This is a genomic window from Loktanella fryxellensis (assembly GCF_900110065.1).
GTDB classification, from domain to species: Bacteria; Pseudomonadota; Alphaproteobacteria; order Rhodobacterales; family Rhodobacteraceae; genus Loktanella; species Loktanella fryxellensis.
In genome coordinates, this window is the sequence record NZ_FOCI01000001.1 from 80220 (window position 1) to 106010 (window position 25791).

At 67.4% G+C, this 25791-nt stretch carries 24 protein-coding genes; 18 read left to right on the plus strand and 6 right to left on the minus strand.

The genetic code is table 11. The annotated features are described in order from the left end of the window. Position 1 precedes the first annotated feature (1 nt). Entirely contained in the window at positions 2 to 1228 is a 1227-nt protein-coding gene (locus BMX16_RS00410; RefSeq protein WP_089898279.1) for an RSP_2647 family RNA methyltransferase, read from the minus strand. 126 nt (positions 1229 to 1354) lie between these two features. On the opposite strand from BMX16_RS00410, the gene edd reads away from it, so the two are divergent. Then, a complete protein-coding gene (gene edd / locus BMX16_RS00415) occupies positions 1355 to 3160 on the plus strand; it encodes a phosphogluconate dehydratase (protein WP_089897548.1) in 1806 nt (601 codons plus the stop codon). Positions 3161 to 3241: 81 nt separating this feature from the next. After that, complete coding sequence (eda, locus tag BMX16_RS00420) at positions 3242 to 3886, plus strand: bifunctional 4-hydroxy-2-oxoglutarate aldolase/2-dehydro-3-deoxy-phosphogluconate aldolase (RefSeq protein WP_089897550.1); 645 nt, start codon at positions 3242 to 3244, stop codon at positions 3884 to 3886. Between the two features lie 98 nt (positions 3887 to 3984). On the opposite strand, the gene BMX16_RS00425 is transcribed toward eda, so the two are convergent. After that, positions 3985 to 6789, minus strand: a complete 2805-nt coding sequence (locus BMX16_RS00425; RefSeq protein WP_089897552.1) for a [protein-PII] uridylyltransferase family protein — start codon at positions 6787 to 6789, stop codon at positions 3985 to 3987. Between the two features lie 78 nt (positions 6790 to 6867). Between BMX16_RS00425 and BMX16_RS00430 the strand changes: the two genes are divergently transcribed. The 4 genes from BMX16_RS00430 to BMX16_RS00445 all read left to right on the plus strand — a co-directional run bounded on the left by BMX16_RS00430 (position 6868) and on the right by BMX16_RS00445 (position 9454). After that, positions 6868 to 7338, plus strand: a complete 471-nt coding sequence (locus BMX16_RS00430; RefSeq protein WP_089897554.1) for a YbaK/EbsC family protein — start codon at positions 6868 to 6870, stop codon at positions 7336 to 7338. 153 nt (positions 7339 to 7491) lie between these two features. Beyond that, the gene (locus BMX16_RS00435; RefSeq protein WP_089897556.1) at positions 7492 to 7935 is read left to right on the plus strand and encodes a DUF2852 domain-containing protein; all 444 of its coding nucleotides are present in this window, start codon (positions 7492 to 7494) and stop codon (positions 7933 to 7935) included. Positions 7936 to 8014: 79 nt separating this feature from the next. After that, the gene (locus BMX16_RS00440; protein ID WP_089897557.1) at positions 8015 to 8467 is read left to right on the plus strand and encodes an RDD family protein; all 453 of its coding nucleotides are present in this window, start codon (positions 8015 to 8017) and stop codon (positions 8465 to 8467) included. A gap of 159 nt (positions 8468 to 8626) precedes the next feature. After that, on the plus strand, positions 8627 to 9454 hold the full coding sequence (locus BMX16_RS00445) for an arginyltransferase (protein WP_089897559.1): 828 nt from the start codon (positions 8627 to 8629) through the stop codon (positions 9452 to 9454). Positions 9455 to 9692: 238 nt separating this feature from the next. Here the strand turns inward: BMX16_RS00445 and BMX16_RS00450 are convergent, their stop codons facing one another. Next, the gene (locus tag BMX16_RS00450; protein WP_218139805.1) at positions 9693 to 10493 is read right to left on the minus strand and encodes a Type 1 glutamine amidotransferase-like domain-containing protein; all 801 of its coding nucleotides are present in this window, start codon (positions 10491 to 10493) and stop codon (positions 9693 to 9695) included. 41 nt (positions 10494 to 10534) lie between these two features. Between BMX16_RS00450 and yghU the strand changes: the two genes are divergently transcribed. The 6 genes from yghU to BMX16_RS00480 all read left to right on the plus strand — a co-directional run bounded on the left by yghU (position 10535) and on the right by BMX16_RS00480 (position 17063). Continuing rightward, on the plus strand, positions 10535 to 11398 hold the full coding sequence (gene yghU / locus BMX16_RS00455) for a glutathione-dependent disulfide-bond oxidoreductase (protein WP_089897563.1): 864 nt from the start codon (positions 10535 to 10537) through the stop codon (positions 11396 to 11398). A 402-nt stretch (positions 11399 to 11800) separates the two neighbouring features. Continuing rightward, positions 11801 to 13552, plus strand: coding sequence for an acetolactate synthase 3 large subunit (locus BMX16_RS00460; RefSeq protein ID WP_089897565.1), 1752 nt, complete (start codon positions 11801 to 11803; stop codon positions 13550 to 13552). 58 nt (positions 13553 to 13610) lie between these two features. Then, positions 13611 to 14183 carry an acetolactate synthase small subunit gene (gene ilvN, locus BMX16_RS00465; protein WP_089897567.1) on the plus strand — a complete coding sequence of 191 codons (573 nt, stop codon included), beginning with the start codon at positions 13611 to 13613 and terminating at the stop codon, positions 14181 to 14183. Between the two features lie 89 nt (positions 14184 to 14272). After that, positions 14273 to 15208 carry a nucleoside hydrolase gene (locus tag BMX16_RS00470; protein ID WP_089897569.1) on the plus strand — a complete coding sequence of 312 codons (936 nt, stop codon included), beginning with the start codon at positions 14273 to 14275 and terminating at the stop codon, positions 15206 to 15208. Beyond that, complete coding sequence (locus BMX16_RS00475) at positions 15205 to 15657, plus strand: GNAT family N-acetyltransferase (protein WP_089897572.1); 453 nt, start codon at positions 15205 to 15207, stop codon at positions 15655 to 15657. The genes BMX16_RS00470 and BMX16_RS00475 overlap by 4 nt, the downstream gene beginning before the upstream one ends. Further along, positions 15654 to 17063, plus strand: a complete 1410-nt coding sequence (locus BMX16_RS00480; protein WP_089897574.1) for a protein adenylyltransferase SelO — start codon at positions 15654 to 15656, stop codon at positions 17061 to 17063. Before BMX16_RS00475 ends, BMX16_RS00480 begins: the two co-directional genes overlap by 4 nt. Positions 17064 to 17183: 120 nt before the next feature. Here the strand turns inward: BMX16_RS00480 and BMX16_RS00485 are convergent, their stop codons facing one another. Further along, positions 17184 to 17732, minus strand: coding sequence for a peptidylprolyl isomerase (locus BMX16_RS00485; RefSeq protein ID WP_089897575.1), 549 nt, complete (start codon positions 17730 to 17732; stop codon positions 17184 to 17186). Continuing rightward, positions 17725 to 18231, minus strand: coding sequence for a peptidylprolyl isomerase (locus tag BMX16_RS00490; RefSeq protein WP_089897577.1), 507 nt, complete (start codon positions 18229 to 18231; stop codon positions 17725 to 17727). Before BMX16_RS00490 ends, BMX16_RS00485 begins: the two co-directional genes overlap by 8 nt. A gap of 145 nt (positions 18232 to 18376) precedes the next feature. On the opposite strand from BMX16_RS00490, the gene BMX16_RS00495 reads away from it, so the two are divergent. From BMX16_RS00495 to BMX16_RS00520, 6 genes are all read left to right on the plus strand, one after another. Then, a complete protein-coding gene (locus BMX16_RS00495; protein ID WP_089897578.1) occupies positions 18377 to 19555 on the plus strand; it encodes a phosphoglycerate kinase in 1179 nt (392 codons plus the stop codon). A 99-nt stretch (positions 19556 to 19654) separates the two neighbouring features. Next, a complete protein-coding gene (locus BMX16_RS00500; protein WP_089897580.1) occupies positions 19655 to 20545 on the plus strand; it encodes a fructose bisphosphate aldolase in 891 nt (296 codons plus the stop codon). Between the two features lie 117 nt (positions 20546 to 20662). Beyond that, a complete protein-coding gene (locus tag BMX16_RS00505; RefSeq protein ID WP_089897582.1) occupies positions 20663 to 20962 on the plus strand; it encodes an FtsB family cell division protein in 300 nt (99 codons plus the stop codon). Between the two features lie 115 nt (positions 20963 to 21077). Beyond that, positions 21078 to 22100: a pyruvate dehydrogenase (acetyl-transferring) E1 component subunit alpha gene (gene pdhA / locus BMX16_RS00510; protein ID WP_089897584.1), complete on the plus strand. Its 1023-nt coding sequence runs from the start codon at positions 21078 to 21080 to the stop codon at positions 22098 to 22100. A gap of 3 nt (positions 22101 to 22103) precedes the next feature. Beyond that, positions 22104 to 23507 carry a pyruvate dehydrogenase complex E1 component subunit beta gene (locus BMX16_RS00515; RefSeq protein ID WP_089897585.1) on the plus strand — a complete coding sequence of 468 codons (1404 nt, stop codon included), beginning with the start codon at positions 22104 to 22106 and terminating at the stop codon, positions 23505 to 23507. Positions 23508 to 23518: 11 nt separating this feature from the next. After that, the gene (locus BMX16_RS00520) at positions 23519 to 24895 is read left to right on the plus strand and encodes a pyruvate dehydrogenase complex dihydrolipoamide acetyltransferase (protein ID WP_089897587.1); all 1377 of its coding nucleotides are present in this window, start codon (positions 23519 to 23521) and stop codon (positions 24893 to 24895) included. Between the two features lie 76 nt (positions 24896 to 24971). Here BMX16_RS00520 and cysE read toward each other — a convergent pair whose 3' ends face one another. Beyond that, positions 24972 to 25790 (minus strand): serine O-acetyltransferase, encoded by an 819-nt coding sequence (gene cysE / locus BMX16_RS00525; RefSeq protein WP_089897590.1) that lies wholly within the window; start codon positions 25788 to 25790, stop codon positions 24972 to 24974. Position 25791 lies beyond the last annotated feature (1 nt).

Here is a 25791-nt window from a genome sequence, read left to right on the forward strand (position 1 = left end):
CTTACAGCCGGAACGTGACGACCTTCAGATACCCGCTCTCGGCCAAATGCGGCAGCAGGGGGTGGTCCGGCCCGGCAAAGCCCGTCTGGATCACCTGTGACCGCCGCCCGGCGCGCCCGATGCCACGTGCAGAGGCGTTGCGGAAGCGCGTCAGGTCTGCCGCATGGCTGCACGAGCACAGCATCAGGTAGCCATCCTCGGCCACCAGTCCCGCGGCCAAACGTGCCACACGCTCATAGGCGCGCAAGCCCGCCTCCAGCGAGGCTTTGCCGGGGGCAAAGGCGGGCGGATCGCAAACCACCAGATCGAAGGTGGCGCCCTCTGCGGCCAGCGCTTCCAGCACCTCGAACGCATCGCCGCGGCGGGTGGTGAAACGGTCGCCGACACCCATCGCGGCGGCCCCTTGGTCGGCCAGCGCCAGCGCAGGCTCCGACCCGTCCACGGCCAGCACGGACGCGGCACCGGCAGCGAGGGCCGCGAGGCCAAAGCCGCCTACGTGGCTGAACATGTCCAGCACGCGTGCGTCCTTCGCCAGCGTCGCGGCAAAGGCGTGGTTCGGGCGCTGGTCGAAGAACAGCCCCGTCTTCTGTCCGCCCATGACGTCGGCCATGTAGGTGGCCCCGTTCATCGGCACCGCGATGGGGGCCGTGGGGGCGGTGCCGCGGATAACGTCCGTCCGGTCGTCGAGGCCTTCCAGACTGCGGGCACGGCCGGTGCCGTTCAGGATCACCGTGGTCACGCCCGTGACCTGCACAAGCGCATCGGTCAGCGGCCCGATCAGCGCGTCGGCCCAGGCGGCGTTGGGCTGCACCACGGCCACGTCGCCGAAGCGGTCGATGACGACGCCGGGCAGGCCGTCCGCCTCTGCATGGACGAGGCGATAGAACGGCTGGTCATAGATCCGCGCCCGGTGTGCCAGTGCCCGGGCCAACTTCGCCGCGAACCACGCGGTGTCGATCACCGCCTCGGGGTCGCGGTCGATCATCCGGCAAATGATCTTGCTGACCGGGTTCACGGTCACGAGGCCGAGGGGGACGCGGTTGGCATCCTCCAGCACGGCGAGCGCGCCGGGGGTCAGACCCTTGGTGCGCCGGTCGGTGACCAGTTCGTTGGCATAGACCCAAGGATAGCCGTGCCGGATCGCGCGGGCATCGCCCTTGGGCATCAGGCGGACGACCGGATAAGAGGCGGTGAGATCGGAGGCGGTGGGGTTTGGTTCAGTATTCATGCCCCCCCATACCGCGCCCACCGCCGCAAGGCCAGCGATCCCGCGCATCATGCGCCCCTGCGCGGTTGTTAGCGCTAACCGGATGTGGTAGTGGGGCTTGATCCCCCATACCGAAAGAGGCAGCCGATGGCCCTGCATCCCAAGATCGCCGAAGTGACCGACCGCATCCGCGCCCGGTCCGAGGGGCCACGCCGGACCTACCTCGACACGATGGCGCGCGCGGCGGCGACGGGTCCGCGCCGGTCGCACCTGACCTGCGGCAATCAGGCCCACGCCTATGCGGCGATGGAGGGGCAGAAGGACGCGCTGGTCGCGGACACCGCCCCGAACATCGGGATCATCACCGCCTACAACGACATGCTGTCGGCGCATCAGCCGTTCGAGAGCTATCCCGCGCAGATCAAGGCCGCCGCCATCGCGTTCGGTGCCACGGCGCAGGTCGCGGGTGGCGTGCCCGCCATGTGCGACGGCGTCACGCAAGGCCAGACGGGGATGGAGCTGTCGCTGTTCAGCCGCGACGTGATCGCACTCGCCGCCGCCGTGGGCCTGTCGCACAACACCTATGACGCAGCGATCCATCTGGGGGTCTGCGACAAGATCGTGCCGGGCCTCGTGATGGCCGCAGCCACGTTCGGCTACATCCCCGCGATCTTCGTGCCCGCAGGCCCGATGACCAGCGGTCTGCCCAACGACGAAAAGGCCCGAGTGCGCCAGCGCTTCGCCACCGGCGACGCCAGCCGGGCCGAACTCATGGCCGCCGAAATGGCGTCCTATCACGGGCCGGGCACCTGCACCTTCTATGGCACCGCCAACAGCAACCAGATGCTGATGGAGTTCATGGGACTGCACCTGCCGGGCGCATCATTCGTGAACCCGAACACGCCGCTGCGCGATGCGCTGACAGTGGCCGCGACCGAGCGCGCGGCGCAGATCACCGCGCTGGGCAATGAATACACGCCGGTCAGCGACATTCTGGACGAACGCGCCTTCGTGAACGGGCTCGTGGGGCTGATGGCGACGGGCGGATCGACGAACCTCGTGATCCATCTGCCTGCGATGGCGCGGGCGGCGGGCATCATCCTCGATCTACAGGATTTCGCGGACCTGTCGGCGATCACACCGCTGATGGCCAAGGTCTATCCCAACGGTCTGGCCGACGTGAACCATTTCCATGCTGCGGGCGGCCTCGGTTACATGATCGGCGAATTGCTGAATGCGGGGCTGCTGCACGATGACGTGAAGACCGTCGCGGGCGACGGCCTCGACCTCTATACGCAGGAACCGCGGCTGGATGGCGGGCGGATCACCTACGTCAAGGGCAGCGGCGTCAGCCACAACGACAGGATCCTGCGCCCCGCCAGCGATCCCTTCCTGCACCACGGCGGCCTGCAGCAGCTGCAGGGCAACCTCGGGCGCGGCGTGATGAAGACATCCGCCGTGGCCGAAGAGCGTCACATCGTCGAGGCCCCTGCCCGCATCTTTCACGATCAGGACGCGGTCAAGGCGGCCTTCAAGGCGGGCGAGTTCACCACCGACACGATCATCGTCGTCCGCTTTCAGGGGCCGCAGTCGAACGGGATGCCTGAACTGCACAGCCTGACGCCGACCCTTTCGGTGCTGCAGGACCGCGGGCTGAAGGTCGCCCTCGTCACCGACGGGCGCATGTCGGGCGCGTCGGGCAAGGTGCCATCCGCGATCCATGTCTGCCCGGAGGCCGCCGCCGGAGGCCCGATCGCCCGCATCCAGGATGGCGACATCATCCGCCTCGATGCGGTCGCGGGCACCATCGACGTGCTCGGCGTGGACCTCGACAGCCGCACGGTGGCCACCGCCGACCTCAGCGGCAACGGCACCGGCGTGGGGCGGGAGCTGTTCGCCATGTTCCGCCGCACCGTGGGTCAGGCGACAGAGGGTGCCGGCGTCGCGGTCTGACCGCGGCCCCCTCGCTTTTTTTCAAATACTCCCGCCGGAGGCGCCTTTGCAGACGACCCGGCCCCTTACAGGATACCGACCATGACCCCCGAACAAGCCTCTGCCCTGAACCGCGACCTGTGCCTGCTGGCGCCCGTGATCCCGGTGCTGGTCCTCGACGACGCGGGCCTTGCCGCAGACCTCGCGCGCGCCCTCGTCGCCGGTGGGCTGCCCGCGCTCGAGGTGACGCTGCGCACGCCCGCCGCCCTCGACGCGATCCGAGAGATGGCATCCGTCCCCGGCGGCGTCGTCGGCGCCGGCACCCTGCTGACATCGCAGGACGTGGAGAATGCCAAGGCGGCGGGGGCGCAGTTCGGCGTCTCTCCCGGTGCGACGGACCGCATCCTGGATGCCTGCGAGGACAACGACCTGCCGCTGCTGCCCGGTGCCGCCACGGCGTCAGAGGCGATGCGCCTGCTGGAGCGCGGCTATACGGTCCAGAAATTCTTTCCCGCCGAGGCGAACGGCGGCGTGCCCGCGCTGAAGGCGATCGGCGCGCCGATCCCACAGGTCAGCTTCTGCCCCACCGGCGGCGTCACGCTGGCCAACGCGCCCGCCTATCTGGCGCTGTCCAACACGCTGTGCGTCGGCGGCAGCTGGGTCGCCCCGCGCGACGCGATGCTGGCGGGCGACTGGGCCGAGGTCGAGCGCCTGGCCCGCGAGGCGGCGGGGTTAGCGCGGACCTGATTTTTATGGGGGGCGTCGTCGTGGGGGCCAGCCCCCACACCCCCGGGATATTTCTGACCAGAAGAAGGGGACGGCGGCATTTGCGCCCGATCGCAGCGTCACCGCGGGCGGGCCAGTCTTGCGCTGATCGCCTGATCCGCGGCATGCGCCGTCTTGGCCATCTCGGCCTGAAGCGCGTCCATGTCCACGAACTCCGTCTCGCGCAGGATCATGCGGCGACCGCCTTCGCCCAACGCTTCCGGATCGAGGACGCCGCCGGTCAGCAGCCGTCCGGCGGTCTGAAGCCGCCAGAACAGGGCGGCGGCGCGGGTCAGGGCAGCGCCTTCGGTCTCTGACAGCCAACGGACTGCGACACCGGCGGCGATCTGGCCCGGCACGTCGTGCAGGGGCGATCCGGTGACGAGGGCCGCGGTCTGCGCGGCCAGTTCCACATCCATCAGCCGGCCCGGCCCCATCTTGGCGTCCCAGCCGCCTTGCGCGGGTTTCGCGTCGGCAAGCCGCGCGCGCATGTCCGCCACATCGGCGGCGACGCCGATGCCCTGCCCTTTTTGCCGCAGCAGGCTGCGCCGGAACGCCGCGAACCCGGACCGCAGGACGGCGGGCCCCGCGATGGGCCGCGCGCGCGTCAGGGCGAGGTGTTCCCAGGTCCATGCCTCCTCTTGCTGGTAGTCGCGGAACGCGGACCAGGCGGTGGCGACAGGCCCCTGTTTGCCGGAGGGTCGCAGGCGCATGTCCACCGCATAAAGCCGCCCGTCCGCCATGGGTGCCGACAGCGCCGTGACCAGCGCCTGCGTCAGCCGCGCGTAGTAGCTGCGCACCGGCAGCGGGCGCGGGCCGTTGGAATTGCCCCAGATGTCGGCGTCGTAGATCACGATCAGGTCCACGTCGGACTGGGCATTCAGCCGCCCCGCCCCGAGCGAGCCCATGCCGATCACCGCAGCCCCCAGACCGGGGGGCGGGCCGTGACGGCGAGCGAAGTCGGCGATGACCACGGGCCAGATCGCCGCGATCACGGCCTCGGCCAGATCGGCGTATTGCGCACCGGCACCCGCGGCATCGGTCAGGCCGCGCAGGTGGTGCACCCCGATGCGGAAATGCCATTCCCGCTGCCACCGGCGCAGGGCGTTCATCGCCCCCTCGTAATCGCCAGCGCCCTGCATGGCGTGGGTCGCCGCCAGCGTCAGCGCCGCCGCACCCGGCCAGTCGACGAAGAAGTCGCCGCCGATCACCGCATCGAGCACGCCTGCGTTGCGCGACAGATACTGCGCCAGCGCCGGCGCCGTGGCGCAGATGTCCACGATCAGCCGCGTCAGGGCGGGGTTCGCCTCGAACAGCGCAAAAAGCTGCACGCCGGCGGGTAGCCCCGCAAGGAAGGCGTCGAAGGTGAGCAGCGCCTCGTCCGGTTTGGCGGCCTCGGCCAGTGCGGCCAGAAGGCCGGGCGCGAGCCTGCGGAAGGTCTGCGCGGCGCGGTCGGAGCGCAGGGCCGGATAGGTGGGCCAGCGGGCGGTGATGTCGCAGCCCCAGCCGGCGGGCAGGTCGGCGGCGGGCGCGGCGGGCGTCGTCGCCGCCTTGCCGGTGGGGGCGAAGAAGCCTTCGATCCGCTCGTGCACCTCGGTCAGGCAGGCGGTCAGGTCGGCGCGCAGGGCATCGTCGTCGCGGTCCATGAAGGCGGCAAGGCGAGCAAATCCCGCCGCGTCCTGCGGCAAGGCGTGGGTTTGCGCGTCGTTGATCATCTGCAGCCGGTGTTCCACCGTGCGGTGGGCCACGTAGTGATCGGTCAGGGTGGCGGCCAGGGGCGCCGGGATCCAGCCGCCCGCCGCCAGCCGCGAGAGCCCTTCCACCGTGCCGCGCACCCGCAGGTCCGGGTTGCGGCCACCGGCGATCAACTGATGGGTCTGGGTGAAGAACTCGATCTCGCGGATGCCGCCGCGGCCGAGTTTCATGTCGTGGCCCGGCAGGCGCAGCGGGCCGCCCAGCCCCTTGTGGTCGCGGATGCGCAGCCGCATGTCGTGGGCGTCCTGGATCGCCGCGTAGTCCAGATGCTTGCGCCAGACGAAGGGCCGCAACGTGTCGAGGAACCGCTGCCCCGCCGCGATGTCGCCAGCACAGGGCGCGGCCTTGATGTAGGCGGCCCGTTCCCACGTGCGCCCGACGCTCTCGTAATATCGCTCTGCCGCGGTCATCGACAGGCAGACGGGCATGACGGAGGCGTCGGGGCGCAGGCGCAGGTCGGTGCGAAAGACGTAACCCTCGCCTGTGTTGTCGGAGAGGAGCGCGCACATGCGACGTGTCACGCGCACGAAGGCGGCGCGGGCCGTCGCCGCGTCCTGCGGGGTGAAACGGTCGTCGTCGAAGAGGCAGATCAGGTCGATGTCGGAAGAGTAATTCAACTCTCCCGCACCCTGCTTGCCCATGGCGAGGACCACCATGCCGCCGGCGGTGGCCGCGTCGGCTGGGATCAGGCCGGGCAGCTTGTCACGGGCGATCTCTGCCGCCACGAGCGGCAGGATGCAGGCCTGCACGGCTGCGGCGGCGAGGTCGGTCAGAGCTTGGGTCACCGTGGCCAGCGGCCAGACGCCGCCCAGATCGCACAGGGCCGCCAGCAGGGCCACGCGGCGCTTGGCCTGTCGCAGGCCGGGGCCGAGGTCGGCGAAGGGGATCTGCGGGATGGCGGCGAGTGTCGCGGCCAGGGCCGCCTCGGGGTCGTCCACTGCGCCAGCCAGCCAGTCGCCTTCGCGCGCGATCAGCCCCGCGAGGTAGGGGCTGCACCCGGCGGTGCCCGATATCAGGTCGCGCAGGCCGCCCGCAGCCCACGGCACCTGTGCCACCGCATCGGCAGCCCTGCCCGGATCGAAGACGCGCGGGTGGCCGGTCATGCGGGTGCTCAGGGCGGTGACGGTCATGGGTGCGGGGGCTTTCCGGGCGATCTGTCGGGATGATACGGTGACGTGCGTGACCAAAGGGTGGCGAAAGGACAGCCGATGAGCAAGAGTTTGAAGCGCGTGAGCGACGCACTGGGCGCCGCGGGGTTGCAGATCATACCGGTCGAGATGGCGGACGGCACCCGCACGGCGGCGGATGCGGCGGCGGCGGTCGGCTGCGACATCGACCAGATCGCCAAATCCATCGTGCTGCAGGGGGCGACCAGCGGTCGGGTCGTGCTGTTCGTGACACCCGGAGGGCGGCAGGTCGATCTGGACCGGGCGGCGCAGCTGGCCGGAGAGCCGCTGGGCCGGGCCGACGCGGCGGCGGTGCGCGCGCAGACGGGGTTCGCCATCGGCGGGGTGTCGCCGGTGGGACATCTGACGCCCGTCACGACATTCTTCGACGCAGGACTGTCGGCATTCGCGGTGGTCTGGGCGGCGGCGGGCACGCCGCGCCACGTGTTCGCGATCGCACCCGACGATCTGGCGCGGATCAGCGGCGCGGTGGTGGCGGAGTTCGCTGGCTGACGAGGGGCACGGAACGGCGTGCGGCGCGGGTCCCGAAGCGCGATGTGAAAAACATTCACATACCCTCTTGATGGCGTTGGGCGGCATCCACATATCGGTGATGTGAAACACGTTAACATCAACCCGAACCCCAAGCCCGACAGGAGCCTGCCCATGTATTCGACACCGTCCTATCCCGCAGCTTCCGGCCCGATGGTCTGGCTCAAGCGCACGGAACACTGGCTTGATGCCCGTGGTCGCGGTGCCTGGATCGCCGCCATGGTCGCCGGTTTCGTCGTCTTCTGGCCCGTGGGCGCAGCCCTTCTGGCCTACATGATCTGGAGCAAACGCATGTTCAACCGCACCGTCACCACCGGACCGTCCCGCATGTCGCGCCGTTTCGGCGGCAGCATGATGCAGTCGTCCGGCAACGCCGCCTTCGACGCCTACAAGGAAGACACGCTGCGCCGCCTGCAGGAAGAGCAGGACAGCTTTGCCGATTTTCTCGGCCGTCTGCGCGCCGCCAAGGACAAGGCCGAGTTCGACCAGTTCATGGCCGACCGCAAGACCGACCGCCCGGTGGATGACACCGCCGATGCGCCCCGGGATGCCAACTGACGTCCGCTGACTGCACCGGATGCGGCCCCGTCTGACGGGTCCGCATTCCCCCATCTTACCCGACTGGAGAGTTCCGCCGATGACCACGACCCTGTCCCGCCTGCACGCCCTGCCCGATCCGGTGGCCGATGCGCCGTTCTATGCAGGCGTGCCGACCAAGCGGCTGTTGGCCTGGGTCGTCGACGTGACCCTCGTGGCGATCGTGTGCATCCTGATGCTGCCGTTCACGGCCTTTACGGGCGTGTTCTATTTCCCGTTCCTGATGATGTGCGTGGGCTTTCCCTATCGCTGGGCGACGATTGCGGGGCGGTCCGCCACCTGGGGGATGCGCCTGATGGGGATCGAGTTGCGCGACCACGACGGCCAGCGACTGAGCGGCACGACCGCGTTCCTGCACACCGCGGGCTATACCGTCAGCCTCATCACGGCGCCCCTGCAGATCCTGTCCGTCGTGCTGATGGCGGTCGCGCCGCGCGGTCAGGGCCTCAGCGATTACGTGCTGGGCACGACCGCGATCAACCGCCCCGCCTGACCGCGGATCGGTGGCACCGCTGACCACGGGCGGTCGGCGGTTCCACCGGTGCCCCGGCACGCGCACGGGGGCATGGAAACAGCGATTCCACCGAAATCGCCGCAATTGTGCCGCCGCAAGGACTTGTCAGCGTGCCGGTCCCGCACCACTCTTGTCATCATGCGACATCTACTTCCGCCTTCGCCACAGTTCTACGTGACCGCGCCACAGCCCTGCCCCTATCTTGCGGGCCGGATGGAGCGGAAGCTGTTCACCGCCCTGCAGGGCGAGGAGGCGACAGCCCTGAACGACATGCTGTCCAAGCAGGGGTTCCGCCGGTCGCAGAACGTGCTCTATCGCCCATCCTGTACAGAATGTGCGGCCTGCATGTCGGCCCGCATCCGCGTCGCCGACTTTGCGCCGACCCGCAGCCAGCGCCGCGTGCTGAAGCGCAATGCGCACCTGCGCCGCCGCGCGACTTCGCCCTGGGCGACCGAGGACCAGTTCGATCTGTTCCGCCGCTACCTCGACGCGCGTCACGCGGATGGTGGCATGGCGGACATGGACATGTTCGAATTCGCCGCGATGGTCGAGGAGACGCCGGTGCGATCCCGCCTGATCGAATACACCGACACCATCCGGGGCGACGGCCTGCCCGTCGCCGCCTGTCTGACGGACATCCTCGACGACGGGCTGTCGATGGTCTATTCCTTTTTCGAGCCGGAGCTGGAGCGGCACAGCCCCGGCAGCTTCCTGATCCTCGATCATATCGCCGTCGCGCGCGAACTGGGTCTGCCTTACGTCTATCTGGGCTACTGGGTGCCCGGCAGCCCCAAGATGGGCTACAAGGCGAACTTCGCGGCGCTCGAGATCTTTCGCGACGGATCATGGCGCGACATCGGCGATCCCCACGACCACGATGCGGCGCTGCACCCGTTGTCCACCGCGCCCATCGCCGAACAGGTCGCCCGGATCACCCTGCCGAACGGTGCGCGGGTGCTGCGTTAGGGTTTTTGCGGGGACGTATCGCCGTTGCCTTGGGTGGAGCGCGTTTCGCCGGCGGTCTGAGAATGAGGTGCGACGCCTGGCGGAGGTACCCTGCGCAAAAGGGCATATCCCCCGCCGTCGCTTCGGGCATCCTCGCTGGCCATTCTAGGGTTGCATCGCCCTGATCTGCGCCATCGCAAATCCTGCGCCGCGACCGCAATCGCAGCGGGCCCCGCCCTTACCCCTGCACCCTCCGCCGTCAGGGCAGCAGCACGGTCCGGTCCCCGTCGACGAGGATCGCCTGACCATCCTGCAATCCCACGAACGGCAGTCCCTGCTCCGTCAGCCAGTCGGCCGCGCGATCGGCACCGGGGCTGTCGCGGTGGGCCGACTGGACATGCGGCACGACGGAGCGTGGAAACAGCCCCAGCCCCGCATAGGACACCGGCTCGTCGCCCCAGGTGCCGGGCGCGGGGTCGTCCATCAGGTCAAGCCCGCGCAGGGTGGGTGCGGCGACGATGGCACCGGCACTCGAACCACCATAGACCAGTGCGTCCTGTTCCAGCAGCCCGTGGATCACCGCGTCGAATCCGCTGGCCCGCATCGCGCGGCGCAGCACAAAGGCGTTGCCCCCCGGCACCCAGACCAGCCCGCAGGTGCGCAGCACGTCGTACAGGCGGATCGGCGCGCCGATGTAGTCGCGCAGGTCCAGCCAGCCGGCGGGCAACCCCAGCCGGGTCAGTTCCGCCACCGGATCATAGGCGGTCGCCTGATACAGCGCGCGGGCGGCGGCGGGGATGTGGTCCTGCGCATTGCCGACCACCAGCGCATTGCGGCGCGCGCCCACCAGTTGCAGCAACCGGTCCTCATGGCGGCCAAGACGGTGAGAGGACAAAAACAGGCGCATGACGGATGGTCCGGGGGCTGAATTGGGCCGATCCTGCACCTCTGCCACGTGGTGACAAGAGGGGATCGTGCCGTATGGTTGCTGACCGCGCACACCGCAGCGCCACGTGCCGCACAGACGCTGCCGCAGCAACGCAGATTGAACATGCGACATCAGGGGCTAACTCTGTCCCGACAACAGCAAGGAGCGTCGAGATGACCGACTACACCCCGCCCAAGGTCTGGACCTGGGACGCCGAGAACGGCGGCAAGTTCGCCAGCACCAACCGCCCCATCGCTGGTGCCACCCACGACGCGCCCCTGCCCCGCGGCGATCACCGGTTCCAGTTGCACTCGCTGGCGACACCCAACGGCGTCAAGGTCACCGTGATGTTCGAGGAGCTGCTGGAGGCGGGTCACGCGGGGGCTGAATACGACGCATGGCCGATCCGCATCGGCGATGGCGACCAGTTCGGGTCGGGGTTCGTCGGGATCAACCCGAACTCCAAGATCCCGGCCCTGCTCGACACCGCGACCGATACCCGCGTGTTCGAATCCGCGTCGATCCTGCTCTATCTGGCAGAGGAGTTCGGCGCCTTTTTGCCGAAGGACCGCAAGGCACGGACGGAAGTGATGAACTGGCTGTTCTGGCTGCAGGGGTCCGCCCCCTACCTCGGCGGCGGCTTCGGGCATTTCTACGCCTATGCGCCCAGCAAGATGGAATACCCGATCAATCGCTTTTCGATGGAGACGAAGCGACAGCTCGACGTGCTGGACCGCGCGCTGGCGGACCGCGCCTATCTGGGCGGGGACTCCTATTCCATCGCCGACATGGCGACGGCGCCGTGGTACGGCGCGTTGGTCAAGAACGAGGTCTACGGCGCTGCCGAATACCTCGACGCCGGCAGCTATACCCATGTGAACCGCTGGGCCGACAGCGTGATGCAGCGGCCCGCCTATCTGCGCGGGCGCAAGGTGAACCGCCTGTTCGGCGAACCCGGCGATCAGCTGCACGAGCGTCACGCCGCCGTGGATTTCGACACGCAGACGCAGGACAAGATCGGCGGCAAGGACGCCTGAGGCACGCGCCGACATGGCAGCCGGGCATCGGATCGGCGTGGCCCCACGGGGCTGCGCTGCCGATGCCCGCCACCGCCGGTGCGCTCCGCACCGGCACACGATCCGCATCCCCACCCCCGCCGGGCTTTAACAATGTTGCGACAAATGCGGCTGTCGCGACATTTTCTCCGCGCATGTGGTTGACCCTGTCCGGTGGCTTGCCTAGAACGGCACCAGAATAAGGGAATCCACCGCATGACGCTGCTAGACCCCGTAACAATCAGGATGCGCATGGGCCGCTGACCGCGGTGTGACCTGACAGGTCTCCATGCGCCCCCCGCGACGGGGGCTTTTTTACGCGATGCGATGTCTTTCCAGACGACAAGACCGGGGCATGCGGCCCCGCAGGCAAGGGACACAACGATGACCAAGATGATGACCGGTGCGAAGATGGTGGTGCAGGCCCTGATGGATCAGGGGGTCGAGGTCGTGTTCGGCTATCCCGGCGGTGCCGTCCTGCCGATCTACGACGAGATCTTTCAGCAAAACCAGATCCAGCACGTCCTCGTGCGGCACGAACAGGGCGCCGTCCACGCCGCCGAAGGCTATGCGCGATCGACCGGCAAGCCGGGTGTCGCCCTCGTCACCTCCGGCCCGGGTGCCACGAATGCCGTCACCGGTCTGACGGACGCGCTCATGGACAGCATCCCGATCATCGTGCTGACGGGTCAGGTCCCCACCTTCATGATCGGCACCGATGCGTTCCAAGAGGCGGACACCGTCGGCATCACGCGGCCCTGCACGAAACACAACTGGCTGATCAAGGACACCGACAAGCTGGCGAACACCATCCACGAGGCATTCCATGTCGCGACCTCGGGCCGGCCCGGTCCGGTGCTGATCGACATCCCCAAGGACGTGCAGTTTGCCACCGGCACCTATTCGGAGAAGTCAAAGCGCAAGTCCCACTACGCCCCGCAGGTCAAGGGCGACATCGCCATGATCACCGAGCTGGCCGAGGCGATGGCCACAGCCAAGCGCCCGGTGTTCTACACCGGCGGCGGCGTCATCAACTCCGGCCCCGCCGCAAGCCAGCTGTTGCGCGAGCTGGTCGAGGCGACGGGGTTCCCGATCACCTCCACCCTGATGGGTTTGGGCTGCTATCCCGCCTCCGGTCCCGCGTGGCTGGGGATGCTGGGCATGCACGGCACCTATGAGGCGAACATGGTGATGCACGACTGCGATCTGATGATCAACGTCGGTGCGCGATTCGACGACCGCATCACCGGGCGGCTGGACGCCTTCAGCCCCAAGTCGGTCAAGGCGCACATCGACATCGACGCCAGCAGCATCAACAAGGTGGTGCGCGTCGACATCCCGATCCTCGGCGACGTGGCGCATGTGCTGGAGGACCTGCTGAAGGTCTGGAAAACGCAGGGCCGCCGCACCGACAAGGAGGCGCTGGCCAAGTGGTGGAAGCAGATCAAGACGTGGCAGGCGACCGACTGCCTCGGCTTCACGCAGGACGGCCCGGTGATCCGCCCGCAATACGCGATGAGCCGTCTCGAGGCGCTGACCAAGGGTCATGACCGCTACATCACGACCGAAGTCGGCCAGCACCAGATGTGGGCCGCGCAATACCTCGGCTTCGAGGACCCGAACCGCTGGATGACCTCCGGCGGGTTGGGCACGATGGGCTACGGCACGCCCGCCTCCATCGGCGTGCAGATGGCGCACCGCGACGCACTGGTCATCAACGTCGCCGGAGAGGCGTCGTGGCTGATGAACATGCAGGAGATGGGCACGGCGATGCAATACGGCCTGCCGGTCAAGCAGTTCATCCTGAACAACGAACGCCTTGGCATGGTGCGCCAGTGGCAGCAGTTGCTGCACGGCGAGCGCTATTCGCAATCGTGGTCGCAATCCCTGCCGGATTTCGTGAAATTGGCCGAGGCATTCGGCGCCAAGGGCATCCGCTGTTCCGACCCCGCCGATCTGGACGAGGCGATTGCCGAGATGATCGCCTATGACGGTCCGGTGATCTTCGACTGTCTGGTGGAAAAGCACGAGAATTGCTTCCCGATGATCCCGTCGGGCAAGGCGCATAACGAAATGCTGCTGCGCGACGCGCAGGTCAAAGGCGCCATCGGTGCCACAGGCGCGGTGCTGGTGTGATCCTGCTGCCCCTCTGCCTGCCAGACCAACCGACGACACCCGATCAAGGAACCGTGCCATGTCACCACTGAACATCAAGAAAGGCGCGAGCAGCCATTCCGCCTACGACCTCCGTTCGACCTTTGGCGATACCGTGGAACGGCACACGCTGGCGGTGATCGTGGAGAACGAACCGGGCGTTCTGGCGCGCGTCATCGGCCTGTTCGCCGGGCGCGGCTACAACATCGAAAGCCTGACCGTGGCCGAGATCGACCACACGGGCCACCGGTCGCGCATCACCATCGTCACCACAGGCACGCCGCAGGTGATCGTGCAGATCAAGGCGCAGCTGGGCCGCATCGTGCCCGTCCACGAGGTGCACGACCTGACCGTCGAAGGCCCGTCGGTGGAACGCGAACTGGCGCTGCTGAAGGTCGCGGGGCGTGGCGATGCGCGGGTCGAGGCGCTGCGCCTAGCCGACATCTTTCGCGCCAGCGTGGTGGACAGCACCCTGCAATCCTTCGTGTTCGAGATCACCGGCACGCCGGAAAAGATCGACGCCTTCGCCGACCTGATGCGGCCTTTGGGCCTGCAGGAGGTGGCGCGCACCGGCGTCGCGGCCCTGTCGCGGGGCAGCGACACGCTGGTGTGACGCACCGGGGCCGCGCCGCATTGGCCCGGCCCCCCTTGCCCCCCGGCATGGCGGCGTCCAAAGTGGCGCAAATCGCAGCAGGACGTGCCATGGCCCAGAAGATCATCATCGACACCGACCCCGGTCAGGACGACGCCGTCGCCATCCTGCTGGCGCTGGCGTCCCCCGAACTCGACGTGCTGGGGCTGACGGCGGTGGCGGGCAACGTGCCGCTGTCACTGACAGAACGGAACGCCCGTATCGTCTGCGAACTGGCCGGACGGCCCGATCTGCCGGTCTATGCGGGCTGCGATGCGCCGCTGCTGCGCAAGCTGGTGACGGCGGAACATGTGCACGGCAAGACCGGCCTCGACGGGCCGCAGATGGGCGATCCCACCATGCCACTGCAGGCACAACACGCCGTCGATTTCATCGTAGAGACGCTGCGGGGTGAGCCCTCCGGCAGCGTGACGCTGTGCGTACTGGGGCCGCTGACGAACATCGCCACGGCGTTCCGCCGCGCCCCCGACGTGATCGGCCGCGTGCAGCAGATCATCCTGATGGGCGGCGCCTATTTCGAGGTGGGCAACATCACCCCCGCCGCCGAGTTCAACATCTATGTCGACCCGGAGGCTGCGGCAGAGGTGTTCGCCGCGGGCGTCCCCCTCGTGGTGATGCCGCTCGATGTCACGCACAAGGCGCTGACCAATCGCGCCCGCATCGATGCGTTCCGCGCGATGGGCACGACAGTGGGCGATATGGTCGCCGCCTGGACCGACTTCTTCGAGCGGTTCGACAAGGAGAAATACGGCGCCGAGGGTGCACCCCTGCACGACCCCTGCGTGATCGCGTATCTGCTGCAGCCCGGCCTGTTCACCGGGCGGCACGTCAACGTCGTGGTCGAAACCGGGTCGGACCTGACGCTTGGCATGACCGTCGCCGACTGGTGGCGCGTCACCGACCGCGCGCCCAATGCGATGTTCATGGGCGACGTGGACGCGGAGGGGTTCTTTGCCCTGCTGACGGACCGGCTGGCCCGGTTGTGAGCACCGCCATCGCCCTTGCCACCCCCGCCGACGCGGACCGCCTGATGGACCTCATGGCGCGCTATCACGCGGAAGCTGGCCTGACCCACGACGACGCGCATCGCGCCGCCGTGCTGGGCCCGCTGCTTGACGGCTCTCCACTGGGCGCCGTCTGGCTGATCGGGCCGAAAAGCAGCCCGCTGGGCTATGTCATGGTGACCTTCGGCTGGTCGATATCGCAGGGCGGTCTCGTCGGCTGGCTGGAGGAGTGTTTCATCCGCGCGAGCGTGCGCGGGCGCGGCATCGGGACCGAAGTGCTGCACGCGGTGGCGGTGAACCTTGCCCGTGCGGACATGCGGGCGATGCACGTGATCCTGCCCGCAGCCAACCCCGACGCGGCGGGACGGTTCTGTGCGCGGGCGGGCTTTCGCGCCGTGCCGGGCGCGCGGCTGATGACGGACCCGCTATGATCCGTTTCGAGAACAGCTTCGCCCGCCTGCCTGCCTGGCTGTTCACGGCACAGGACCCGACCCCCGTGGCGGCCCCGCGGCTGCTGGCGGTCAATGCCGACCTTGCCACGGCGCTGGGCCTCGATCCCGCGTGGCTGGCCACGCCAGACGCGCTGGCGGTCCTGTCCGGCAACGCGGTGCCGCCGGGGGCCGCGCCGCTGGCGCAGCTCTATGGCGGGCACCAGTTCGGGCATTGGAGCGGTCAGCTGGGCGACGGTCGCGCGATCCTGCTGGGCGAGGTCCGTGGCAGCGACGGTCACGCCTACGACCTGCAGCTCAAGGGCTCCGGCCCCACCCCCTACAGCCGCAGCGGCGACGGGCGTGCCGCCCTCGGCCCCGTGCTGCGCGAGTATCTGGTGAGCGAGGCGATGGCGGCCCTCGGCGTGCCCACCACACGTGCGCTGGCCGCCGTGCTGACCGGAGAGGATGTGTGGCGCGAGAGCGGCCCCCTGCCCGGTGCGATCCTGACCCGCGTGGCGCGCAGCCACGTGCGCGTCGGCACGTTCCAGATCCACGCGGCGCGCGGCGACCGGGCTGCGCTGCAGGCGCTGGCCGATCACGTGATCCAGCGCCTGAACCCGGACGCGGACGGCATCGGCGGGCTGCTGGACGCCGTCGTGGCTGCACAGGCGCGATTGATCGCCCGCTGGATGGGGCTGGGGTTCATCCACGGCGTGATGAACACCGACAACATGAGCGTGGCAGGCGAGACCATCGACTATGGACCCTGTGCCTTCATGGAAGGTTACGATCCCGCACAGGTGTTCAGCGCCATCGACCGTGGTGGGCGCTATGCATATGCCAACCAGCCGGGGATTGCGCTGTGGAACCTCGCGCAACTGGCCACGGCACTGATCCCGCTGATGCCGGACCCCGATACGGCGGTCGAGGATTTCACGATCCGTATCAACCGCTTCGCGGACCTCTACCAGACCGCGTGGGTGCAGACCTTCGGGGCCAAGATCGGCTTGGCCGACCCCGGCCCGGACGACGCACCGCTGATCCAGCGCCTGCTCGACCTGATGGCGCAGGACCGCGCGGATTTCACCACGACCTTCGCCACCCTTGGCACCGATCCCGCGCCCCTCACCAACACCGCCGCCTTCGCCGCGTGGTCCGCCGACTGGCAGTCCCGGCGCTCACCGGACCACACCGCGATCATGGCACGGGTCAATCCGCGGATCATCCCCCGCAACCACCGCATCGCCGAAGCCATCGCTGCCGCAGAGCATGGTGACATGGTTCCGTTCCACACCCTGGTGGCCATGGTGACGCAGCCCTTTGCGCCGCTCGATGCCGCGCGCGCCCCCTTTGCGCAGCCTGCGGCGGCGGATGAGGTCGTGACGCGGACCTTCTGCGGCACCTGATTCTCGCTTTTTGCCAAATACTCCCGCCGGAGGCCCCCGGTCCACCACGCACCACGGTCAGACCTCGGACAGCAAAACGGGCCCCGCAGGGCCCGTTTCGTGACAGCGATGGCTGCCTGATCACTCGGTGACGACGACGCTCGTCATCACGTCGGGTGCGTCCGACACGGCACCATTGGCACCCTCGCCGCGCTTGATCTGATCGACGATCTCCATGCCTTCGGTGACCTCGCCGACGATGGTGTATTGACCGTCGAGGAACGGACCCGGCGCGAACATGATGAAGAACTGGCTGTTGGCCGAGTTCGGGTCCTGGCTGCGCGCCATGCCGACCACGCCGCGATCGAAGCTGCGGTCGGTCGTGAATTCGGCGGGGATGTCGGGCATCGCCGACCCGCCTGTGCCCGCGCGGGCCACGTCGCCGTCCGCCTTGCCGAACTCTACGTCGCCGGTCTGCGCCATGAAGCCGTCGATCACCCGGTGGAACACCACGTTGTCATAGCCGCCTTCGGCGGCGATGGCCTCGATCTGGGCAACGTGCTGGGGCGCCAGATCCTCGAGCAGGTCGACGTGGATCACGCCGTTGGCCTGACCGGCCACGGTGATGTCCAGACCGCTGGCAAAGGCGGGGGCCGCCAGCAGGGTCAGTGCGGTGGCGAGCTTAAACATCGGACGCCACCTTGACGCTGATCATGCGGTCGGGGTTGCGCGGCGGCTCACCCTTGGCGATGGCATCGACATGGGCCATGCCCGAGATCACCTGACCATAGACAGTGTATTGTCCGTTCAGGAAATCGTTGTCCTTGAAGTTGATGAAGAACTGGCTGTTGGCCGAATTCGGGTTCGCGGACCGCGCTGCACCCAGCGACCCGCGCGCATGCGGCAACTTGGAGAATTCGGACGGCAGATCGGGCAGATCGGAACCGCCCGTGCCGGCGCGACCGGGGTTGTAGTCCTTTTCCATGTTCGCGTGTTCCACGTCGCCGGTCTGCGCCATGAAGCCGTCGATCACCCGGTGAAACGCCACGTTGTCGTAGGCCCCGGCGCGGGCCAGTTCCTTCATCCGTTCCACATGCTTGGGTGCCACGTCGGGCAGCAGCTGGATGACCACCTCGCCGTCCTTCAGCGTCATGATGATCGTGTTTTCCGGGTCTTTGATGTCGGCCATTGTGGCACCTCTTTCAGTCGTTGCTGGCCCTGACATATGGCGAATGACCCGCAATGCCAAGGCACGGCCCCGGTTGACGCCGCCGTTGACGTTGCCGTGACCTTGGCACAGGTATGGCGCAACACCTATGACAGGAGAGATGCAGATGAGCTGGAAAACCCTCGACGACATGGACCTGAAGGGGCAGCGCGTCCTCGTGCGCGTCGACATCAACGTGCCCGTGGAAGACGGCCGCGTCACCGACACGACCCGCATCGACCGGATCGTGCCCACGGTAAAGGACATTCAGGCGGCGGGCGGCTTGCCCATCCTGCTGGCGCATTTCGACAGGCCCAAGGGCCGCGTCGTGCCCGAGATGTCCCTGCGCCAGATCGTGCCCGCGCTGGAGGCGGCGTTGGGGCAGGACGTGATCTTCCTCGACGGCAAGTATGGCGAGGGGGTCGCCGCGATGGGCGACGGCGACGTGGCGCTGCTGGAAAACCTGCGCTTCAACCCCGGCGAGGAATCCAACGACGCGGGCTTTGCCCAGCGGCTGGCAAGCCTCGGCGACGTCTATGTAAACGACGCGTTTTCCGCCGCACACCGTGCCCACGCGAGCACCGAGGCGCTGGCCCGTCTGCTGCCCGCATGTGCGGGCCGCCTGATGGCCGAAGAGCTGACAGCGCTGGACAAGGCACTTGGCACGCCGGACCGCCCGGTGGTCGCCGTCGTGGGTGGGGCCAAGGTGTCCACCAAGCTCGACCTGCTGAGCAATCTGGTGGAGAAGGTCGATGTGCTGGTGATCGGCGGCGGCATGGCGAACACCTTTCTTGCGGCCAGCGGCATCGACGTGGGCAAGTCCCTGTGCGAGCATGATCTGGCGCAGACCGCCCGCGACATCGCGCAGAAGGCCGCCGACACCGGATGCGAGATCCTGCTGCCCCGCGACGTGGTCGTGGCGCGGGAGTTCAAGGCGGGTGCCGCGTCCGAGGTCGTGAAGGCCGAGGATTGCCCGGCGGACGCCATGATCCTCGATGCCGGGCCTGACAGCGTGGCGCATATCCGCATGGTGCTGGAACGGGCCAAGACGCTGGTGTGGAACGGCCCGCTGGGCGCGTTCGAGATCGCGCCCTTCGATGCGGCGACGACGGCAGCGGCGCAGGCCGCGGCAGAGTTGACGCGCGACGGCAAACTCGTCTCCGTCGCGGGCGGCGGCGATACGGTGGCTGCGCTGAACAAGGCGGGCGTGGCGGGCGATTTCACCTATGTCAGCACGGCGGGCGGCGCATTCCTGGAATGGATGGAAGGCAAGACCCTGCCCGGCGTCGCCGCACTTGAGGATTAATACCAGAGCGTTAGCGTAACCAGAATTGTCAGCCTGCCGCCCCCTGCCTAAGACATGGCCGGGGGCGGATCGCAGCCCCGGTCACAGCGGAGCGACACGATGAACGACGACATGGCGGCACAGGTGCGGGCAGGCAACGGGTTCATCGCGGCCCTCGACCAGAGCGGTGGGTCGTCGCCCAAGGCGCTGGCCGCCTATGGTGTGACCACCGACGCCTATACTACCGACAGCGAGATGTTCGGCATGATCCATGCGATGCGCGAACGCATCGTGATGGCCCCCGACTTTACCGGCGCAAAGGTCGTCGGCGCGATCCTGTTCGAGGATACGATGGACCGCATGTTCGCGGGTCAACCCGCCGCCGCGTTTCTGTGGCAGGCGCGCGGCGTCGTGCCGTTCCTGAAGATCGACAAGGGACTGGAAGCGCAGGCGCACGGCGTGCAGCTGATGAAACCGATGCCCGATCTGGATGCGCTGCTGGACCGCGCCCACGGGCTGGGCGTGTTCGGGACCAAGGAACGGTCCGTCATCCACGCTGCCGACGCCGCAGGGATCGACATGATCGTCGCACAGCAGTTCGAGGTGGGCGCACAGGTGCTGTCGCACGACATGATGCCGATCCTCGAACCCGAGATCACCATCGACATCCCAGACAAGGCGGAAGCCGAACAGATGCTGCTGGACAGCATCCTGCGGCACCTCGATCAGTTGGCGGACGGCACCGTAGTCATGCTGAAGGTCACGCTGCCAGAGGTGGCGGGGCAGTATCAGCCGCTGGTCGATCATCCACGCGTCATGCGCGTCGTCGCGCTGTCGGGCGGTTACGACCGCGACACGGCCAACGCGAAACTGGCACAGAACCCCGGCATCATCGCCAGCTTTTCGCGCGCGCTGACCGAAGGGCTGTCGGTGCAGCAATCCGACGATGCCTTCAACGCCGAGATCGGCCGCACCATCGCGGCCATCCACGCGGCATCCGTGGCAGGCTGACGCATCCGGGCCACGACGGCGGATTTTTCCGCTGTCGTGGCCCGGGACTGTTTTCATCAGCGCGCCGCTGTGAAACGATCGCGACAAGCGCCGCAACAGGCGCGCATGGGGCAGCACATGAACGAGACGAACCGGCCCGGACTGGGCACACTCATCTATTTCCTGCTGACGCTGATGATGGGCCTCTATTTCATGTTCGCCGCGATTCAGGGCGACTACGGCGTGTTCAAACGCGCCGAGGTCGCGGCAGAGCGCGCGGAACTGACCGTCGAGCTGGCAGCCCTGCAGGCGGAGGTCGCGGTGATGGAAAACCTGACCAAGCGGCTGTCCGACGACTTTCTCGACATCGACCTGCTCGACAGTCAGGTGCGCGACGTCCTGGGCATGGTCCGCACCGATGAGATCGTGATCGAATAACCCCCATAGCGTCCGCGCTAAAAACCACGGCACCGGATTGCCTTGGCCGCAACCGCACTCTATCATCGCAAAGTAGTTTAACGCTAAACTATTCCGTCGATGCAAGGGAGCGACCATGCCGCCGAAGAAAGACGCCGAGACCGCAGCGAACCGGGCGAATGTCTCGGCCGAGGAATTGCTGGGGCATTACCGCGAGATGCTGATGATCCGCCGCTTCGAGGAGAAGGCGGGACAGCTGTACGGCATGGGCCTGATCGGCGGGTTCTGTCACCTCTACATCGGTCAGGAAGCGGTCGTCGTCGGCCTCGAGGCCGCGGCGAGCGAGGGCGACAAGCGCGTCACATCGTACCGCGACCACGGACACATGCTGGCCTGCGGCATGGACCCCAAGGGGATCATGGCCGAGCTGACGGGACGCGAGGGCGGCTTTTCCAAGGGGAAAGGCGGGTCCATGCACATGTTCTCCAAGGAAAAGCATTTCTACGGCGGGCACGGGATCGTCGCGGCACAGGTGCCACTGGGCGCGGGGCTGGCGTTTGCGGACAAATACCTTGGCAACGACCGGGTGACCTTCGCCTATTTCGGTGACGGGGCCGCGAACCAGGGTCAGGTCTACGAGACCTACAACATGGCGGAGCTCTGGGATCTGCCGGTGATCTTCGTGATCGAGAACAACCAGTATGCGATGGGCACGAGCGTGAAACGGTCGACCAAGTCGCCATCCCTGTGGGAACGCGGTGTCGCCTACGGCATCCCCGGCGAGGAAGTGGACGGCATGGACGTGCTGGCCGTGAAGGCCGCCGGCGAAAAGGCCGTCGCCCACTGCCGTGCGGGCAAGGGTCCCTACATCCTCGAGGTGAAGACATACCGCTATCGCGGGCATTCCATGTCGGACCCGGCGAAGTACCGGACCCGCGAGGAGGTGCAGAAGATGCGCGACGAGCGCGATCCGATCGAGCAGATCCGCAATATGCTGCTGACCGGCAAGCACGCCACCGAGGACGACCTGAAGGCCATCGACCGCGACATCAAGGCCATCGTCAACGAAGCCGCCGAGTTCAGCAAGGAAAGCCCGGAGCCGCATCTGGACGAGCTCTGGACCGACATCTACGCAACCGAAGTCCCGCAGGAGGCCTGAGCGATGGCAACCGAGATTCTGATGCCCGCCCTGTCCCCCACGATGGAGGAAGGCACGCTGGCGAAATGGCTGGTCAAGGAGGGCGACACCATAGCCTCCGGCGACATTCTGGCCGAGATCGAGACCGACAAGGCCACGATGGAGTTCGAGGCCGTGGATGAAGGCGTGATCGGCAAGCTGCTGGTCGCCGAAGGCACCGAAGGCGTGAAGGTCAACGACGTGATCGCCGTGCTGCTGGTCGACGGCGAAAGCATGGACGACGCCGAGGGTGCGAAGGCCAAGGGCGAGGTCAAGGCCAGCGCCCCCGTCGCCGCTGACAAGGCACAGTCGAGCGAGACGGCCCCCGCCGATGGCATGGAACACCCCAAGCCTGCCGCAAGCGCCAAGGTCGCCGACACCACCCCCGACTGGCCCGAAGGCACGCAGGTGAAATCCACTACCGTGCGCGAAGCCTTGCGCGACGCGATGGCCGAGGAAATGCGCCGCGACGATCACGTGTTCCTCATGGGCGAGGAAGTCGGCGAATATCAGGGTGCTTACAAGATCTCTCAAGGCCTGCTGGACGAGTTCGGTGCCAAGCGCGTGGTGGACACGCCGATCACCGAACACGGCTTTGCCGGTATCGCGGTCGGTGCGGCATTCGGCGGGTTGCGCCCCATCGTGGAGTTCATGACCTTCAACTTCGCCATGCAGGCGATGGACCACCTGATCAACTCGGCGGCCAAGACGCTGTATATGTCAGGCGGCCAGATGGGTGCGCCGATGGTGTTCCGTGGCCCGAACGGCGCCGCCGCCCGCGTGGGTGCGCAGCACAGCCAGGACTTTGCTGCATGGTTCATGCAGATCCCCGGTCTGAAGGTCGTGATGCCCTACTCCGCATCCGACGCGAAGGGTCTGATGAAATCCGCGATCCGCGATCCGAACCCGGTCGTGTTTCTGGAAAACGAGATCCTCTATGGCCGCACCTTCGACGTGCCGGTGATGGACGATTTCACCATCCCCTTCGGCAAGGCCAAGATCGAGCGTGCCGGTGACGACGTGACCATCGTCAGCTTCGGCATCGGGATGACCTATGCCCTTGCCGCCGCCGAGAAGCTGGCCGAGGACGGGATCAGCGCCGAGGTCATCAACCTGCGCACCCTGCGTCCGATGGATACCGAAACGATCCTTGCGTCGGTCAAGAAGACCAACCGCTGCGTCACCGTCGAGGAAGGCTGGCCGCAGGGCAGCGTCGGCGGCTACATCAGCGGCGTCATCATGCAGGAGGCGTTCGACCATCTGGACGCGCCGGTCCTGACCCTGACCGGCAAGGACGTGCCGATGCCCTATGCGGCGAACCTTGAGAAGCACGCCCTGCTGACGGTGGACGAAGTGATCGCCGCCGTGAAAAAAGTCACCTACCGGTAAGGAACAGAGCGATGCCAACGGAAATCCTGATGCCCGCCCTGTCCCCCACGATGGAGGAAGGGACGCTGGCGAAATGGCTGGTCAAGGAGGGGGACACCGTCTCCTCCGGCGACCTGCTGGCGGAAATCGAGACCGACAAGGCCACGATGGAGTTCGAGGCCGTGGACGAGGGCGTGATCGGCAAGCTGCTCGTCGCCGAAGGCACCGAGGGGGTGAAGGTGAACACCGCCATCGCCACGCTGCTGGTGGACGGCGAGAGTGCGGATGCGGACCCGGCACCGAAGGCCGCGCCGAAGGCCAAGGCCGCCGACGCCGGGGATGACGCGAAGGCTGCCACCCCCGCCAAGGGCTATGGCGACGACGGCGGTGCGGCGCAGGAGGCGAAGGACGCCGACTTCAAGGCCGAGCCTCAGCCGCAGGCGCGGGCCAGCGGCGAGCGGGTGTTCGCATCGCCGCTCGCGCGGCGCATCGCGGCGGACAAGGGGCTTGACCTGTCGCAGATCACCGGCACCGGACCGCATGGCCGCATCGTGAAGGCGGATGTGGAGGGTGCGTCGGCGCAGCCGAAGGCGGCGAAGGCCGACACGGCCGGCAAGGCGGAGGCCCCGGCGCCTGTCGCAGCCGCAGCCGCGCCAAAGGGTGCAGCGATGGCCAGCGGTCCCAGCACCGAACAGGTCATCAAGATGTATGATGGTCGTGCCTTCGAGGAAGTGAAGCTGGATGGGATGCGCAAGATCATCGCCGCCCGCCTGACCGAAGCCAAGCAGTCCGTGCCGCACTTCTATCTGCGCCGCGACATCCATCTGGACGAGCTGATGAAGTTCCGCAGCCAGCTGAACGCGCAGCTCGAGACGCGCAAGGTCAAGCTGTCGGTCAACGATTTCATCATCAAGGCCTGTGCGCTGGCGCTGCAACAGGTGCCCGCCGCCAATGCGGTCTGGGCCGGTGACCGCACGCTGAAGTTCACACGCTCCGACGTGGCGGTGGCCGTGGCGATCGAAGGCGGGCTGTTCACGCCGGTGCTGCGCGATGCGGACCAGAAGTCGCTGTCGGCGCTGTCGTCAGAGATGAAGGATCTGGCCACCCGTGCCCGCGACCGCAAGCTGGCCCCTGCGGAATATCAGGGCGGCAGCTTCGCGATCAGCAACTTGGGCATGTTCGGGATCGACAACTTCGACGCGATTATCAATCCGCCACACAGCGCGATCCTTGCGGTCGGTGCCGGCGTCAAGAAGCCCATCGTGGGCAAGGACGGCGAACTGGCCGTCGGCACCGTGATGTCGGTCACGCTGTCGGTCGATCACCGGGTGATCGATGGTGCGCTCGGGGCGGACCTGCTGCGCGCGATCAAGGACAATCTGGAAAACCCGATGACGATGCTGGCCTGATCCAAGGGTCGGCCGGAACGGCAAAAGGCCCCGCAGTGCTGCGGGGCCTTTTTCATGTGGGGTCGGCAGCGCCGGATCAGATATCGGTCGAGTCCACGCCGAGGATCTGGTTCATCGACAGGGCGGGCTGGGAACAGCCTGCTTCGCCCACGATCTTGGCGGGCACGCCCGCCACGGTCTTCATCGGCGGTACGTCGTGCAGCACCACCGACCCGGCGGCGATCCGGCTGCAATGACCGATGGTGATGTTGCCAAGCACCTTGGCACCAGCGCCGATCAGCACGCCGTCGCGGATCGTCGGGTGGCGCTGTTCCTCCTGCTTGCCGGTGCCGCCCAGCGTCACGGAATGCAGCATCGACACGTTGTCGCCGACGACGGCGGTTTCGCCCACCACGATGGAATGGGCGTGGTCGATCATCAGACCCTTGCCGATCCGGGCGGCGGGATGGATGTCCACGCCGAACACCTCTGACACGCGCATCTGCACGAAATAGGCCAGATCGCGCGCACCGTCGGTCCACAGCCGATGGCTGAGCCGGTAGGCCTGCACGGCCTGATAGCCCTTGAAGAACATCAACGGCTGCAGGAAACGGTGGCACGCGGGATCGCGGTCCATCGTCGCCACCAGATCGGCGCGTGCGGCCTGCGTCAGGCTGGTGTCGGCGCGATAGGCATCGTCGGCGATCTCCCGGATCGTCTGGGCGGGCATCTCGCTGGACGCAAGCTTCATCGCGATGCGGTAGGCCAATGCCGCGTCGAAGCTGTCGTGCTGCAGGATGCCCGCGTGATACATCGCACCCATCGCGGGGGATGCGTCGATGGCGTGCCGCGCCTCGTCCGCGATCCGTTGCCAGACCGGGTCGACGCTGATCAGTCGGGGCTGGATCTGGTTCATC